The organism is Bradyrhizobium guangdongense (assembly GCF_006483445.1).
Lineage (GTDB): Bacteria > Pseudomonadota > Alphaproteobacteria > Rhizobiales > Xanthobacteraceae > Bradyrhizobium > Bradyrhizobium guangdongense_A.
In genome coordinates this window covers 76059-91863 of record NZ_PPPT01000018.1, presented here as the reverse complement: position 1 = coordinate 91863, position 15805 = coordinate 76059, and the positions used below count along the sequence as shown (strand labels likewise).

Genomic DNA, 15805 nt, shown 5'->3' with positions numbered 1-15805 from the left:
CCCGGCCATCCACGTCTTAGGCTGCCTCAAAAACGTGGATACCCGGGACAAGCCCGGGCATGACGATCGTGAGTGTGGTGCGCCCTCGCGATGCGGCGTCGGGTCACCGTCACCGCATCGGCGGTGCGTACTGCACGCCACCCGCGTTCCAGAGCTGGTTCATGCCGCGCGGGATCTTCAGCTTGGACTTTTCGCCGATATTGCGGTCGTACATCTCGCCGTAATTGCCGACGTGGCGGATGATGCGGACGACCCAGTCCTTGGTGAGGCCGAGCTGCTCGCCGTAATTGCCCTCGGTGCCGACCAGTCGCATCACTTCCGGCTTCTTCGACTTCAGGGCCTCGTCGATGTTCTCCGAGGAGACGCCGAGCTCTTCGGCGTTGATCATCGCGTAGAGCGTCCACTTCACGATCATCATCCAGTCGTCGTCGCGCTGGCGCACGACGGGTGCGAGCGGCTCCTTGGAGATCATGTCCGGCAGGATCATGTGGTCGCCGGGCTTTGAGAGGTTCAGCCGCAGCGCGTAGAGCTGGGAGACGTCGGCGGAAAGCGTGTCGCACTTGCCTGTGTCGTAGGCCTTCACCACGTCGTCCAGCTTGTCGAACTTTACTTCCTCGTACTTCATGTTGTTGGCCTTGAAGTAGTCGGCGACGTTGAGCAGCGTCGTGGTGCCGGCCTGCACGCAGACCTTGCTGCCGGTCAGGTCGAGCGAGGTCTCCTTGTTGCGCGAACGCGGCAGCATGAAGCCTGCGCCGTCGTAATAGGCGACCGCGGGGAAATAGAGGTCATAGTCGAGCTCACGCGCCATGCTCCAGGTGGAGTTGCGGGAGAGGATGTCGACCTTGCGGCTCTGCAATTCCTTGAAGCGCTCGCTGGCGTCGAGCGGCACGAATTTGGCCTTGTTGGGATCGTTGAAGATCGCCGCCGCCACCGCGCGGCAGAAGTCGACGTCAAAGCCGGTCCAGTTGCCCTTGTCGTCGGGGATCGAGAAGCCCGGCAGTCCCTTGTTGACGCCGCACAGCACCTCGCCGCGGCGGACGGTGCGCTTCAGGGTGCGGGTGTCGTAGAACTCGTAAATCACCGCGAGGGCGCCGACCAGAACGGCGACTGCAAGCCCGATCAGCAGGCCGCCACGAAATGTGCGCATCATGTGTATCTCTCGAAAAAATTCGGGAAGAGGAAGCTAGGCGAGGCAGGGAGCATGACCCGGAAGCATGCGAAGCAGGCTTCCGGAAGGATCATGCCCGAACCATGACTCTCAGATTTCGGGCTTCTGCCGGATGACCACCTTGGTCCCGACCGGAACGCGGTCGTAGAGATCGGCGACGTCGCGGTTGACGAGCCGGAAGCAGCCCGACGACACCTTGGTGCCGATCGTATCGGGACGGTTGGTGCCGTGGATGCGGTAGACGGTGGTGCCGAGATACATGGCGCGGGCGCCCAGCGGGTTGCCGGGGCCGCCGGCCATGAAGCGCGGCAGATAGGGCTGGCGCTGGATCATCTCCGGCGGCGGCGTCCAGTCCGGCCATTCCTTCTTCTGGGTGATGTTCACCAATCCCTGCCACTGAAAGCCGTCGCGCCCCACCCCGATGCCGTAGCGGATCGCGCGTCCACCGGGCTGCACCAGGTACAGATGCCGTTCAGCGGTCGAGACGATGATGGTGCCGGGCGCTTCGGTGGTGCGGAAATAGACCACCTGCTTCTGCCATTCCGGATCGAGCTCATAGGCGTCGTCGGCGATCAGGCCGGGCTCGTCGCCGCGGTCGACGTGCTGTGCCGACGCGTACGAGGTGGACAGGACGAGCCCGAGCGCGGCGATGAAGATACCGGTCAGGCGCCGAAAATCAGTCATGTCAAAGCTCTCCCCGCGGCCAAAGCACTAAATCAGTCGGAACCATCAAATCTCAGGGGCACGTTCGTGGCAAGTTGATGGCGTCCGGGCTGATATGTCACGAGAATGCTTTGGTTTTTTGACAAGGGTCAATGCCATGATCTGGGCGGATGGCGCGAAAAGCCGCGATCCTCAACCCGGCTGCCGGTGCAGTCCGGTCAGATCTGGTTGTTCTCCGGCGTGATGGCGAGGCGGCGGACGATCTCGGTGCCGACCGCACGGGCCTCCAGCCGCGACCCGATCCGGGGACTGCGAAACCGTCGTCCGGACTGCAATCGGATCTGGACCAGGCAGTGCTCGTCCTCCGACCGGCCGCGGCGCTCGACCGAAATCGCTTTCACATCGTGCCCCCTGATATGGTCTTCGCGCGGACTGCCGTCGCCCCAAATGCGTTCGATGCGAATATCGTTCTCCCGGACGATCCAGAAGGCGCCGGTCATGCGGTTGGCCAGCTTGTAGACGGCGAACGCCGCGATCGCGCCAAGGGGTAGCAGCGCGATGTCGAGCCAGCCCGGCGTCAGCCCACGCCAGAGCTTGTAGGCGTAGGGCACGGCGCACAGGATCGCTGTTATCGCGGCAACGATCCAGATGTCCCGGCTGGAGAACGGCGCGATGGGCTCGCCGAGATACATCTCGGGATTGCTGGCATCGACCGGATTGGCGGGGGCCTCGACATCGGGAACGTCGAACTGCGCGGCGATCCGCGCCACCGTTTCGCGGACATGGGTGACGTCGGAGATCGGCGGGGACGTCAGGCGTTCGCCCGAGGCCAGCGTGAAGGTCAGCTGGAAGCGGGCCTTGGCCGACCTGCTGCCCGAGACCTGCAATGCCCTGACGTCGTCCTTTGCGACGACCCTTGTGTGCAACCGGCCGAAGGGGCGCTGATGCCCGATCAAAATCTCGTCCGGCGTGATGATCCACACCACCGCCGGCGCAAGCATGACGCCGGCGATGAGCGCAGCTCCGACCAGAAGCGCGGCCACCGAGATGATCACTTCCGTCGTGTCGTGCGTGAACAGGCCGGGCGTGAAGCAGAGCGCGACGGCCGCCGCAAAGCCGGCCTTGATCAGCCGCTGCGCGATCGAGGCGCCCTCACGAAGGCGGATGTCGTTGCTGGGGTGCGCGTCGTCCATTGCGGGCGGCTGATTTGGTCGCCGCGAAACTCCACGGACGGGTCCGTGGAGTCAAGCAACATCGAGCATGATCCGGAAAAGTGTGAAGCGGATTTCCCTCGCGACAAACGCGGAACGCGTTTGCGCGGAGATCATGCTCAAACAAATTGACGCCGCCGTATGCGACCTTAGCTGCTGGCGTTGAGCAGCCGCGCCACCGTCTTGTCGATCTCGTCGTAGCGGCCTTCGCCGGCGTGCTGGAACACGATCCGGCCGTTCTGGTCGACGATGTATTGCGCAGGCCAATACTGGTTGCGGTAGGCGTTCCAGGTCTTGGAATCATTGTCCTGCGCGACCGGATAGGTGATGCCGTGGCGCTTCAGCGCGGCCTGCACATTGCCGGCCGAGCGCTCGAACGGAAATTCCGGCGTGTGTACGCCGACGACGACCAAGCCGCGGTCTTTGTACTTGGCGTAGAGCTCGGTTACATGCGGCAGCGTGTTGACGCAGTTGACGCAGCCATAGGTCCAGAAATCGACCAGCACGACCTTGCCGCGGAGATCCGCGATGTTGAGCGGTTTTGAGTTGAACCAGTTGGTGATGCCGGTGAAGTCGGGCGCAGTGTCCTGGGTCGCGGCCGCGACCGCGATCGGCTTTGCGGGCGAGGCCTCGTCGCAGATGCCGGGAATGACGGCACCGGTCAGCCCGATGCCGATCAGCGCGGCGGTAACGGCGAGCAGTTTCAGGGTCATGGACGTTTTCTCCGGTGATGAAGGGTGATCACAGGCCGATCTGGCCGGTGGGATAGAATCCGGTGAGCCACGCCACGATCAGTGTGTCGTACTGGAGGTAGGAGGCGACCGCGAAGCCGATCACGACGATGCCAAAGGCCTGCTGCAGGCGCGGCGCGAAGCGCGCGATGCCGCGCACGCGCGTGGTCGCCGCCTGTCCGCCATAGGCGATCGCGAGCATCGGCAGTGCCGCGCCGATCGCGTAGGCGATCAGCAACGTGCCGGCCCAGGCGGCGTTCTTCGAGGTCGCGACCAGCGTCAGGATCGAGCCGAGCACGGGTCCGGCGCAGGGCGTCCAGACCAGGCCGAGCGTGGTGCCGAGCACCAGCCCGCCCAGCGCGCCATCGTTTGCGATGGCGCTTGAGGCGCCGAGATCGAGGAGGCCATTGAGCCGGATCGACAGCCATTCGAACGGCGCCGGCCACAGCATCAGCAGGCCGAACCCGAGCAGGAGAATCGAAGCGGCCGAGCGCAGCACATTGGGATCGAAGTCGAACAGCCGCGTGATAGCGCCGAGCAGCAGCGCCGCCGCGGAGAACGAGACGACGAAGCCGAGCGCAATCATCGCGGGCCGTAAATGCGAGGTGCGGCCGACCGATGCGCCCAACAAAATCGGCAGCATCGGCAAGGTGCACGGCGCGGCGATTGTGAGGATGCCGGCAAGCAGAGCAAAGATCAGGTCGAGCATTTGGCACTCGTGAATGGGGTCACGAGGACTGTTCGAGCCGGGTGCGCCCGTCGTTACACCGCGTCACGCCTTCGTGACGGGGATGGGAGCTTACGGCGGCCCCAAAATACAAAACGACCCGGAGGGGGGCATCCCGTCCGGGTCGCTGGAGGTCCTTGGGAGGTTTAACAAAACCGTATGTGAGCTTTATAGGAGGGAAGTTTTTCCGCCTGATGTTGTGGTTTGTTTCATTTGTTTCGTCGGCGGTAACGCTTTGGTGTCCGGGATAGGGCCGTTCGATCGGTCCTATCCCTTTGAAATCATTGATGTTATGCGGCGAAACGATCGACGCCGGCACCCTTAAGCAAATCGGCGAGTTGCTTGCGGGCGTAGAACATGCGGGTCTTCACCGTCGACTGCGGGATGCCGATGATCTGGCCGACCTCCTCCACTGACTTCTCGTGGTAGTAGACGAGGTTGATGATCTCGCGATGGGCCGGCGACAGTTTTGCCACGCAGGCGCGCAGGATCGCGCTGGTGTCGCTGCGGTCGAGCGAGGTTTCCGGCGTATCGGCCCCGTCGGGGATGGCGCGCACGTCTTCCTGGTCGATGTCCTCGAAACGGCGCTGGCGCATCGCGGTCAGCGCCTTGAAGCGGGCGATCGACAGCAGCCAGGTCGAGACCTGGGAACGGCCCTGGAACTGGCCGGCGGTCCGCCACACGTCCAGAAACACCTGGCTCACCAGGTCTTCCGCGGTGGTGGCGTCACGCACGATGCGCAGGATGAAGCGATAGACCCGCACATTGTGCCGGCAATAGAGGATGTGCATCGACGTCCGGTTGCCGTCCGCAATGCTCTCGAGCAGCATGTCATCCGAGGTCGCCTGAGCGGCAATGATGCTCTGGCTGGCTTGGGCGTTAAGGGCAATGACGTTCGGCATGACAGGCTCCCAGTGGCGCCGCGACCGGCGGCGTTCGTGAGCCAAAGTGTTAATGAGCCAACGTTTCGGGACGTCTGCACGACAAGCGGAAAATGGTTTCGTGCGCCCCCAAATTGTTTCGTCGAACGGCCCGCGACGAAACATTCAGGGCAAAAAAGCCAGTAATTTCAATGTACGGAAAATACGGGGCGGCGGATTCTGAGGGCGGGGAACGAATTTGCCCGTTGAACGTTTTCGCCCTCTCGAATCTCCGCCGTCGTCCAGGACAAGCGCGCGGAGCGAGCGCTGATCCAGGACCCATAACCACAGGATGTGGTTTGGCGAAGATTCGGGGTTATCAGCTCGCTTGGGTCCTGGCTTTCGCCAGGACGACGGTCAGGCCTTCTCGCCCGCTGGCGAGAACAGATAGCCGCCGCCCCTGATAGTGCGGATCACCGCCGGCTTGGTCGGGTCGGGCTCGATTTTGCGGCGGATGCGCATGATGCGCAGATCGACGGCGCGGTCGAACGCTTCGGCGTCGCGCGCATTGGCCAATTCCAGCAGCCGCTCGCGCGACAGCACGCGCTTCGGATTGGCCGCGAACACTTTCAGCAGCCCGAATTCGGACGCGGTCAGCGGATGCTCGTTGCCTTCGTCGTCGCGCAAGGCCTGGGCTTCGAGGTCGAGCCATTTGGTGCCGAAGCGCACCAATTGGTCCTTGTCGGATTTGGCGGGCGCAGCCTCCGGCGCCGCTGATTTCACCGGCGTGCTCCGCCGCAGCACCGAGCGGATGCGCGCCATCAGCTCGCGCAATTCGCAGGGCTTTGCGACATAGTCGTCGGCACCGAGCTCGAGGCCGACGACGCGATCGATCGGGCTCGCGGTTGCCGTCAGCATGATGACGGGCACGTTGATGCGGCTCTTGAGGTCGCGGATGATCGACAGACCATCCTCTTCGGGCATGTTGAGGTCGAGCACGACGAGGTCGGGCATGCCGCCCTCGATCGCGGTGCGCAGGCTCTTGCCGCCGTCGCACAGCGTCACGGTGAACCCGTGCATCTTGAGGTAATCGCCGACCATCTCCCGGGCCGGGGCCTCGTCGTCGACGATCATGATGTGCTGGCTTTGGGTCATGTCAGATCTTGGCACTCAAACTATGGCATTTCGGTCGCGGGCAGCGTGATGGTGAAGGTCGAGCCCTTGCCCGGGCCCTCGCTCTCGGCCGTCACCTCGCCGCCATGCATGTCGATAATACGCTTGACGATGGAAAGCCCAAGGCCCGTCGAGCTCTCGCCGGCGGTGGGTTTGGCCGACAGCCGCTGGAACCGGCCGAACAGGCGGCCGAGATCCTCCGGCGAGAGACCTGCGCCCTCGTCGCTCACGCGGACGATGGTGTCGCTGTCCTCATGGGTGACGGCAACAGCGATCTTGCCGCCCATCGGGCTATATTTAATCGCGTTGCTGATCAGATTGTCGATCGCTTCGCGGACGCGGTCGGTGTCGCACATGGTGACGATGTTCGGCGGCGCCGTCACCGAGATGGTCTGCTGCTTGTTGACCGCGAGCGGCTGGTTGGCGTCGGCGACTTCCTTGACCAGCGCGGCCACGTCGACCGGCTCGCGGCGGATCGTAATGTCGAAAGCGTCGGCCATCGCGTCCGAGATCAGATGATCGACCATCGTGGTCAGGCGCTTGGTGGCGTCGCGGATATGGTCGACCTGCGCGATCACGCCGCCTTCCGCCGCACCGGTCGAGATCAATTCCTTCAGCATCTCGGTACGGCCCAAGATGACGCCGAGCGGGTTCTTCAAATCGTGTGCGACGGTGCCGAGAATCTCGTTCTTGAAACCGTTGGCGCGCTGCAGCCGCAGCCATTGCGCGGAGAGCCGGCGGTTGGCCTGCATCAGCGCGCGGGTGCGCTGCGCGACGCGGTCTTCCAGTTGCGTATTGGCGTCCTGGAGCTGTTGGTAGAGGATGACGTTGTCGAAGGCGATCGAGAGGCGGCTGGAAAAGATCTCGACCAGCGAACGGTCGGTCTCGGAGAGGTCGCGCTCGGACTGCAGGAGCACCACGACCTCGCGGCCGCTTCCGGTGCGCAAATAGATCACGCTGCGATGATCGGCAAACTCGTTCTTGCGGCGCTGGAAGGCGGCTTCGACCAGCTCGCGCAGATCAGGATCGAGCGCCTTCGACGACGTCGTGCCGATGAAGCGGCTGTAGCAACCGCTTCCCGCCAGCACCGACAGCTCCGCATTCGCGGTGCTGCCATTGTCGCGCAGCACCAATATGCCGGCGCAGTCGACATTGAGCAGCGAGGCTAGCTGGGTCAGCACGCCCTCGGCGAGGCGCTGCATCGACTTGAAATCGTACAGCGTCGAGGCGGCGTCGATGATGATCTCGAGCCCGCGCCGCGTCTGCACCATGCGCTCGAGCTGCTGGTAGGAGCGCAGTGCCGCGGTCAGCGAGGTGAACAGCTTGTCGGCGGTGAGCTCGGTCTTCGCCTTGTAGTCGTTGATGTCGTACTGCACGATCACGCGCCGTTCCGGCGCCTGGCCGGGCTGTCCGGTGCGCAGGATGATGCGAACGGTCTCGTTCTTCAACTCGTTGCGGATGAATTCGACCAGCTCGAGGCCCGCGACGTCGGTCTCCATGATGACGTCGAGCAGCACGGCGGCGATGTCGCCATGCGCGCGCATCAGCTTGCGGCCTTCGGCCGCGGAGTGCGCGGAGAGGATCTCCAGGCCCTGGCCGTTCAGGACATAGTCGGACAGCGCGAAGCGGGTGCCGTCATGCACGGCCGGATCGTCGTCGATGACGGCGATCTTCCATTTTCGCGCAGTCGAATCCTCCGACGCGGCACCGGTGTCGTCGATCAGGTGGAGGACATCGTCCTGTTCGGCCATTGAGAAGTCCCGTCAATCTCTGCGCTCTCAGAGCCGCCTTTGGCGACCCGCGGCATGATAATGCGAAAAGTGGTGCCTTGTCCCAGCTTGGATTCCAGCATCATCCGTCCGCCGAGCTGCTGGGTTACCAGATTATAGACGATATGGAGGCCGAGGCCCGTGCCGCCTTCATTGCGCCGGGTGGTAAAGAAAGGGTCAAAGGCCTGGCGCTGCACGTCCGGCGTCATGCCGGCGCCGTCGTCGGCGAAGATGATCTCGATGTCGTCCTGCCCGCGGGGCCGCGCCGAGATCGAGATGGTGCCGGCACGGCCGTCGGCGAAGGCGTGGTTGGCTGCGTTGAGGAACAGGTTGGTCAGGATCTGGCCATAGGAGCCCGGATAGCCGTCGAGCAGCAGCCCCTCGGGCACGTCGACCTGGAGCGTGATCGGCGAGCGCTTCAGCACGGGTCGCAGGCTCGCGATGATCTGGTCGGTGGCTTCGCTCAAAGAGAACTGCCGCCGCTCGGCATGGGAGCGGTCGACCGCGACCTGCTTGAAGGATTGGATCAGCTCGCCGGCGCGCTGCAGGTTGGCGACGAGCTGCTGCGACGCGTCGCGCGACGATTGCACGAACTCCTCGAGCTGCGAGCGGCGCAGGCCGCCGTCGCCCTTCAACTGTGCCTCGAAAATCTCGCTGCGGCGGGCAAAGCTCGAAGCCACCGTCAGGCTGATGCCGATGGGGTTGTTGACCTCGTGCGCGACGCCGGCGACGAGGCCGCCGAGCGCTGCGAGCCGTTCGGCGTCGATCAAATTCTGCTGCGCGGCGTTGAGCTCGAGCAGCGCGCTTTCGGCCTTCTCCTTGGAGGTGCGCAGCTCGTCCTCGGTCTTGCGCTTGGCGACCGCGTTCTCGCGGAACACCTCCACCGCGCGCGCCATGGCGCCGACCTCGTCGCGCGCCTTGACGCCCTGCACCTCGCGGTCGAGGTCGCCCAGCATGATCGCGCGCATCGCGCTCATGATCTGCTGCAGCGGCAGCCGGATCGACAGCGCGATCAGCACGCCGACGGTGAGGATGATGCCGAGGAAGATCACCGCGATCGACAGCACGCGCCGCGAGATGTCGCCGAGCGTGCGGTCGAATGTTTCCTGCGCCTTCTGCTCGCGCTGGCGCATTTTCGTCGAGAGATCGTCGATGGCGCCGATCGCGTCCGCCTGGCTGGCGTCGATCGTGTTGCGCAGCAATTCGGTGCGGTTCGCGAGCTGCTCGGAGAGCTTGGCAAAGCCCTCACGCATCCCGGTGGTGCGGGTGGCAAGCTTTTGCAGCGCCATGCGCTGCAAATCGTTGTCGGCGAGGTCGAGCATGACGGGGATCGTCTTCTCGATCGTCTCGGCGTTGCGGCGCGCATCGTCAGCAGCCGCCATGGACAGCGACAGATAATATGAATTGGCCGCGACCAGCATCGCGGTGAAGGCTTCGCGGGATTTTCCGAGCGACGGCCAGATCAGCGCGTCGCGATGGCCGGTCGCGCCTTCGATGATGGAGTAGAGACCGGCCATGTCCCTGGCCGGTCCCAGCACCTGCTCGTCATAGGTCTTGGCGATGGTGGCCTGCACGAAGCGCAGCTCGCCAAAGCCGTTGAGGAAGCGCTCGGTGGTGCGCTCGAGCTCCTCGACCGAGCCGGCCAGCATCGGGTCCTTGGCCGCGCGGTTGGTCAGCGTGCCCAGCACCGCCTCGCGCAGCAGCAGGATCTCCGCGAACAGGTCCGGGCTCGGCTGGTTGATGTAGCGGTGGATCAAATTCTGCAGCCGCCCGGTCTCGCTTTCGAGCAGCGCCAAAATCTTGTCGGACTCGCGCACCTGCCGCACGTCGTCCCAGGCCGAGCCCAGCACCTGCGCGCCATTCCAGATCATCGCCACCAGCACGACGACCACGGCGGAGTTGAGCCCGGCGATCGACAGGATGCGCCAGCGGATCGGCACCGCCCGCAGCAGGCCGACGAGGCGCGCGCGCAGCCGCCCGACCGGGCCCGGCAGCCTTTCCGTCAGCTCGCTATGGGCGGGCTCGACCAATGCGCGTCACTCCACCTTGCGAATGCGTTCGATCAGGGCGGCAGCGTCGGGATTGCGCTGCGCTTTGGTATAGATTCCGGCCATGGCGTCCTCGAAGGGCTTCTTGTCGAGGTCGCGGACCAGCTTGACGCCGGCGGCCTCCGCCTTGCGCTGCGACTGCTCCTCGAGGTCGCGCCATTTCTCGCGCATGAACTGGCTGGAGCGCTGCGCCGCCTCCCGGAACAGCTTCTGGTCGTCCGCCGACAGGCTCTGCCAGGCCTTCAGCGACATCACCAGCACCTCCGGGCTCATCGTGTGCTCGGTCAGCGTGTAGTAGCCGGCATATTTGTAATGGTCTGTCGTCACGAAAGAGGGCCAGTTGTTTTCCGCACCGTCGATCAAATGGGTCGCGAGCCCCGTGAGCACCTGCCCATAGGGCAACTCGACCGGCTCGGCGCCAAGCGAGCGGATCATCTCGCTCATCAACTCCGATTGCTGCACCCGGATCCGCAGCCCCTTGAGATCGGAGAGGCTCTTCACGGGGCGGACGCCGTTATAGATCGACCGCGCGCCGGAATCGTAGAAGGCGAGCCCGACGAAGCCGAAGGGCTCGAAGCTGCCGAGAATCTCGTTGCCGACCGGCCCGTCCAGCACTTTCTGCATATGTTCGATGGACCGGAACAGGAACGGCATGGCCAGCACGTTCATCGCCGGCACGAAATTGCCGATCAGCGCCACATTGGTCCGGTTGAGGTCGATCGCACCGGCACGGGTCTGTTCGATGGTCTCCTTTTCCTCGCCGAGCTGGCGGGAGTGAAACACCTTGATCTGGTGGCGGCCACCGGTGCGCTCCGCGATCACCCGGCCCATGAAGCGCAGCGCCTGGACGGTCGGATAATCCTCGGTCTGGGTGTCGGCGGCGCGGAATTCGCGCGCAGGCGCGCTCGTCGCGGCCATCGCCAACGAAGTCGCGATGCATAGCGCGACGCAAAACACTCCGGTCCGCGGTCTTTCGGCACGGCTCAACACGGCACACTCAACCCCTCAGTGATAGAGTCTATGGCGGGACGGAAAGGTTCAACGCAATCTAGCAGAAGGTAAAGGGAAAACTATCCCGCCCCGTCCAAGGGTTGGTCCGAAGGTTAGTCCAAGGGTTAGTCCAGCGGTTACCGGGATTGTACGCTGCCGCCGGGCCTTATTGCTGATTGAAACAGGAAGGGCCGCGCCGTAAGCAGGGGACAGACGTCGCCGCTCGAGGCGACACGGGAAGACCGATGCCGAATTCACCATGGCGCCTCTTGCAGATCGCCGCCGCCTCCACGGTTCTTGTCCTGGCCTCCCCTGCGCATGCCGCGACCGACATCATGTGGTGGCACGCGATGTCCGGCGAGCTCGGCCGGCAACTGGAGAAGCTCGCCGCTGACTTCAATGCCTCGCAATCCGACTACCGGATCGTGCCGAGCTACAAGGGCAACTACACCGAGACCGTGACATCGGCGATCTTCGCCTTCCGCTCCCGCGGCCAGCCGGCGATCGTCCAGGTCAACGAGGTCGCCACCGCGACCATGACTGCGGCCAAGGGCGCGATCTATCCGGTGTTCGAGCTGATGCGCGACCAGAACGAGCCGTTCTCGCCGTCAGCCTATCTGCCCGCTGTTTCCGGCTACTACGCGGATGCGACCGGCAACATGCTGTCGTTTCCGTTCAACGCCTCGACGCCGATCCTCTACTACAACAAGTCGATGTTCCGCGACGCCGGCCTCGATCCGGAGACGCCGCCAAAGACCTGGCCGGAGCTCGGCACCGCCGCCAGGCGCCTGCGCGAGCGCGGCGCGGTGTGCGGCTTCACGACGTCCTGGCCGTCCTGGATTCACGTCGAGAACTTCTCGGCCTATCACAACATGCCGCTGGCGACCCGCACCAACGGCTTCGCGGGCCTCGATGCCGAGCTGACCATCAACAATGCGACGGTGGTGCGCCATATCTCGCAGCTCGCGCAGTGGCAGAAGGACAAGGTGTTCGACTATAGCGGCCGCGGGCAATCGGCCGAGCCGCGCTTCCAGAACGGCGAATGCGGCATCTTCATCGGCTCCTCGGCGACGCGCGCCGACATCAAGGCCAATTCGAAGTTCGACGTCGGCTACGGCATGATGCCCTATTGGCCGGACGTCGCGGGCGCGCCGCAAAACTCAATCATCGGCGGCGCCACGCTGTGGGTGCTGCGCGATCGTCCGCGCGACGAATACAAGGGCGTGGCGAAGTTCTTCGCCTATCTGTCGCAAGCCAGCGTGCAGGCGGCCTGGCATCAGAACACCGGTTATCTTCCGATCACCCGCGCGGCCTTCGAGCTGACCCGTGCGCAGGGCTTTTACGATCGCAATCCCGGCACGGCGATCTCCTTCGAGGAGATCGCGCTGCATCCGCCGACGGAAAATTCCAGGGGCATTCGCCTCGGCTCCTTCGTGCTGATCCGCGGCGCGATCGAGGACGAGCTGGAGCAGGCCTTTGCCGGCCAGAAGCCGGCGCAGGCCGCGCTCGATGCAGCGGTCGAACGCGGCAACAAGCTCTTGCGACAGTTCGAGAAGGCGAGCCCGGACCGGTAGATGCCGCAGACGCTGCCGATTTTCACCGACGCCGACGCCTTTGACCGATGGCGAAACGAGCCGGCGCAATGGCTTTCGATCGCACTCGACATCGCGCATGGCCACGGCCGTCATTGCGACGCGCCGCATGTCTTTGCCACCGGCACCAATCTCGTCGTCGCGCTCGACGATCGCTTGATCCTCAAGATCTTTCCGCCGCTGTTGCGCGCGCAGTTCGTCTCCGAGCGCGGCGCGCTGGCGCAGCTTGCCGGCCGGCTGCGCCTTCCGATCCCCGAGATCGTGGCGGAAGGCGAGCGCGACGGCTGGCCCTGGCTGATCATCACGCGGCTTGAGGGCGTGCTCGGTTCGGAGGTGTGGCCGGACCTGCCGGAGACGCAGAAGCAGCGCGTGCTGCGCGAGATCGGCGAGACCATCGCCGACGTGCAAGCCGTTCCGCTCGGTCCGTTGATCGCGCTCGAGCCGCGCTGGGATGCGTTCATGCGCAAGCAGATCGCGGGATGTCATGAGAGGCATCGGCGTCTCGGCCTCGCGCCAAAATTTCTCGACGGCCTCGACGATCTGCTGCGCGACGCGGAAGCGCTCATCCCGATGCACGCGTCGCCCGTCATTCTGACCGGCGAATACATTCCGCAGAATTTCATGATGGCCTGTCGTAACGACGAATGGTCGGTCGCCGGCCTGTTCGATTTCGGCGACGTGCGCGCCGGATGGCGCGACTACGATCTGCTCGGCCCCAGCGCCTTCATGGCGGCAGGCCATCCGGCGCGGATGCGCAGCCTGTTCGAGGGCTTTGGCTATTCGCGCGCCGACGTGACCTTCACGCTCAAGCGCCGGCTCATGGCGCTCATGATGCTGCATTACGCGAGCGACCCGGTGAGGCACATCTGCATCGACGGCTGGCAGGAGCAGGCCGACGATCTCGTGCAGTTGCAGGAGCTGATCTGGCCGGACTGAGCGGCCGGCCGGTGCGGACGCCGTGCGCGGTCGCGTCGCGTTGTCTTGGTGGCGTCAGGCCGGTCATATTTGCTTAGAGAGGCCGCTGTGCTCAAACCGCGAGCGCCCAATTTTTCGGCCTATTTTTTAAGCAAAATCGTCCGTTTGTATGCAATCGTAAGGTAGCCGACTGCCCTCCTGCGGTCAGCGATTTGCCAAATAATTGTTATAAATCAAGTGATTATTGAGAGTTTAAGGTTCGAGTAAGTTTTGGCACGAACCTTGCGAATCCTGTTCCAACCAAAAACCCTTTGCGTTGGAGCATTGCCATGAAGCGCCGCGATTTCCTGAAGTCCGTGTCTGGATTGGCTGCCGGCGCGGTGCTGCCCGCAGCCCCCTCGGTGATCTCGTCGGCCAAGGCCGATGCCCGCTCCGAGACGCTGCTGATCGTCTCCGAAGGCGGTCCCAACAATCTCGACATTCACGGCGTCGGCACCAACGTGCCCGGCTATGAGGTGTCCTGGAATTGCTACGACCGCCTGATCAGCCACGAGATGAAGAGCGGCCCCGGCGGCGTGCCCTATTACGACCGCGACAAGTTCAAGGGCGAGCTCGCCGACGACATGAAGATCGACGACATGTCGGTCACCTTCAAGCTGAAGAAGAACGCGAAATTCCACGACGGCACGCCGGTCACGGCGAAGGACGTCAAATGGTCGCTCGACCGCGCCGTCACCGTCGGCGGCTTTCCGACCTTCCAGATGAGCGCGGGCTCGCTGACCAAGGCCGAGCAGTTCGTCGTGATCGACGATTCGACCGTGCGCGTCGATTTCGCGAAGAAGGATCGGCTGACCGTTCCCGATCTCGCGGTCATCGTGCCCTGCATCATCAACTCCGAGCTGGTGAAGAAGAACGCCAGCGAGAAGGACCCGTGGGGCCTCGAATACACCAAGCAGCAGACCGCGGGCTCCGGCGCCTACAAGGTGACGAAGTGGACCGCCGGCACCGAAGTGATCATGGAGCGCAACGAGGATTGGGTCGGCGGTCCCATGCCGAAGATCAAGCGCGTGATCTGGCGCATGGTGCCGCAGGCCGGCAACCGTCGGGCGCTGCTGGAGCGTGGCGACGCCGACATCTCCTACGAACTGCCGTTCAAGGACTTTCAGGAGATGAAGGCGAACGGCAAGCTCAACGTCGTGTCGCTGCCGTTCTCCAACGGCATCCAGTACATCGGCATGAACGTGACCAAGCCGCCCTTCGACAATCCAAAAGTTCGGCAGGCGATGGCCTATGCGATGCCGTACCAGAAGATCATGGACGCCGTGCTGTTCGGCCTCGGCAACCCCATGTTCGGTGCCGCCAAGGACAAGGCGACCGAGGTCGCCTGGCCGCAGCAGACCAAATATTTCACCGACATGGAAAAGGCCAAGGCGCTGCTCGCGGAAGCCGGCTACGCCAACGGGTTTGAGACCACGATCTCCTTCGACCTCAATTTTGCCGGCGTCAACGAGCCGCTCTGCGTGCTCGTGCAGGAGAGCCTTGCGCAGCTCGGCATCAAGACCACGATCAACAAGGTGCCCGGCGCCAACTGGCGTACTGAGCTGAATAAGAAGGAAATGCCGCTGTTCACCAACGTGTTCTCGGGCTGGCTCGATTACCCCGAATACTTCTTCTACTGGTGCTATCACGGCAACAATTCCGTCTTCAACACCATGAGCTACAAGTCATCAGAGATGGACAAGCTCATCGACGGTGCGCGCACGGCCGCCTCGACCGGCGACAAGACGGCCTACGACGCCGATGTGAAGGGCTTTGTCGATCTCGCCTTCGCCGACGTGCCGCGCATTCCGCTGTATCAGCCCTTCGTCAACGTCGCGATGCAGAAGAACATCTCGGGCTATCAGTACTGGTTCCACCGCCGCCTGGATTATCGCGCGATGGCCAAGGGGTGAGCCGTC

At 63.9% G+C, this 15805-nt stretch carries 13 protein-coding genes; 3 read left to right on the top strand and 10 right to left on the bottom strand.

What is annotated here, in order from left to right:
• Window positions 1–109: 109 nt before the first annotated feature.
• The 10 genes from C2U70_RS02870 to C2U70_RS02825 all read right to left on the bottom strand — a co-directional run bounded on the left by C2U70_RS02870 (window position 110) and on the right by C2U70_RS02825 (window position 11268).
• Window positions 110–1147: an amino acid ABC transporter substrate-binding protein gene (locus tag C2U70_RS02870; RefSeq protein WP_140976353.1), complete on the bottom strand. Its 1038-nt coding sequence runs from the start codon at window positions 1145–1147 to the stop codon at window positions 110–112.
• A 111-nt stretch (window positions 1148–1258) separates the two neighbouring features.
• Window positions 1259–1852 carry a L,D-transpeptidase gene (locus C2U70_RS02865; protein WP_140976347.1) on the bottom strand — a complete coding sequence of 198 codons (594 nt, stop codon included), beginning with the start codon at window positions 1850–1852 and terminating at the stop codon, window positions 1259–1261.
• 197 nt (window positions 1853–2049) lie between these two features.
• Window positions 2050–3024 carry a hypothetical protein gene (locus tag C2U70_RS02860; protein ID WP_140976346.1) on the bottom strand — a complete coding sequence of 325 codons (975 nt, stop codon included), beginning with the start codon at window positions 3022–3024 and terminating at the stop codon, window positions 2050–2052.
• A gap of 167 nt (window positions 3025–3191) precedes the next feature.
• Window positions 3192–3755, bottom strand: coding sequence for a thioredoxin family protein (locus C2U70_RS02855; protein ID WP_140976345.1), 564 nt, complete (start codon window positions 3753–3755; stop codon window positions 3192–3194).
• Between the two features lie 28 nt (window positions 3756–3783).
• Window positions 3784–4482 (bottom strand): cytochrome c biogenesis CcdA family protein, encoded by a 699-nt coding sequence (locus C2U70_RS02850; protein ID WP_140976344.1) that lies wholly within the window; start codon window positions 4480–4482, stop codon window positions 3784–3786.
• 308 nt (window positions 4483–4790) lie between these two features.
• Entirely contained in the window at window positions 4791–5402 is a 612-nt protein-coding gene (locus tag C2U70_RS02845) for a sigma-70 family RNA polymerase sigma factor (protein ID WP_140976343.1), read from the bottom strand.
• A 375-nt stretch (window positions 5403–5777) separates the two neighbouring features.
• Window positions 5778–6515 (bottom strand): response regulator, encoded by a 738-nt coding sequence (locus tag C2U70_RS02840; protein ID WP_140976342.1) that lies wholly within the window; start codon window positions 6513–6515, stop codon window positions 5778–5780.
• A gap of 20 nt (window positions 6516–6535) precedes the next feature.
• Window positions 6536–8284 (bottom strand): ATP-binding response regulator, encoded by a 1749-nt coding sequence (locus C2U70_RS02835; RefSeq protein WP_140976341.1) that lies wholly within the window; start codon window positions 8282–8284, stop codon window positions 6536–6538.
• Window positions 8254–10185, bottom strand: coding sequence for a sensor histidine kinase (locus C2U70_RS02830; protein ID WP_246666649.1), 1932 nt, complete (start codon window positions 10183–10185; stop codon window positions 8254–8256). Before C2U70_RS02830 ends, C2U70_RS02835 begins: the two co-directional genes overlap by 31 nt.
• Window positions 10186–10338: 153 nt before the next feature.
• Entirely contained in the window at window positions 10339–11268 is a 930-nt protein-coding gene (locus tag C2U70_RS02825; protein WP_246666648.1) for a TRAP transporter substrate-binding protein, read from the bottom strand.
• 317 nt (window positions 11269–11585) lie between these two features.
• Between C2U70_RS02825 and ugpB the strand changes: the two genes are divergently transcribed.
• The 3 genes from ugpB to C2U70_RS02810 all read left to right on the top strand — a co-directional run bounded on the left by ugpB (window position 11586) and on the right by C2U70_RS02810 (window position 15799).
• The gene (gene ugpB, locus C2U70_RS02820; protein WP_140976339.1) at window positions 11586–12914 is read left to right on the top strand and encodes a sn-glycerol-3-phosphate ABC transporter substrate-binding protein UgpB; all 1329 of its coding nucleotides are present in this window, start codon (window positions 11586–11588) and stop codon (window positions 12912–12914) included.
• A complete protein-coding gene (locus tag C2U70_RS02815) occupies window positions 12915–13868 on the top strand; it encodes an aminoglycoside phosphotransferase family protein (protein WP_140976338.1) in 954 nt (317 codons plus the stop codon). It begins immediately after the preceding gene.
• A gap of 308 nt (window positions 13869–14176) precedes the next feature.
• Window positions 14177–15799, top strand: coding sequence for an ABC transporter substrate-binding protein (locus C2U70_RS02810; RefSeq protein ID WP_140976337.1), 1623 nt, complete (start codon window positions 14177–14179; stop codon window positions 15797–15799).
• The last annotated feature ends 6 nt before the right edge of the window (window positions 15800–15805 follow it).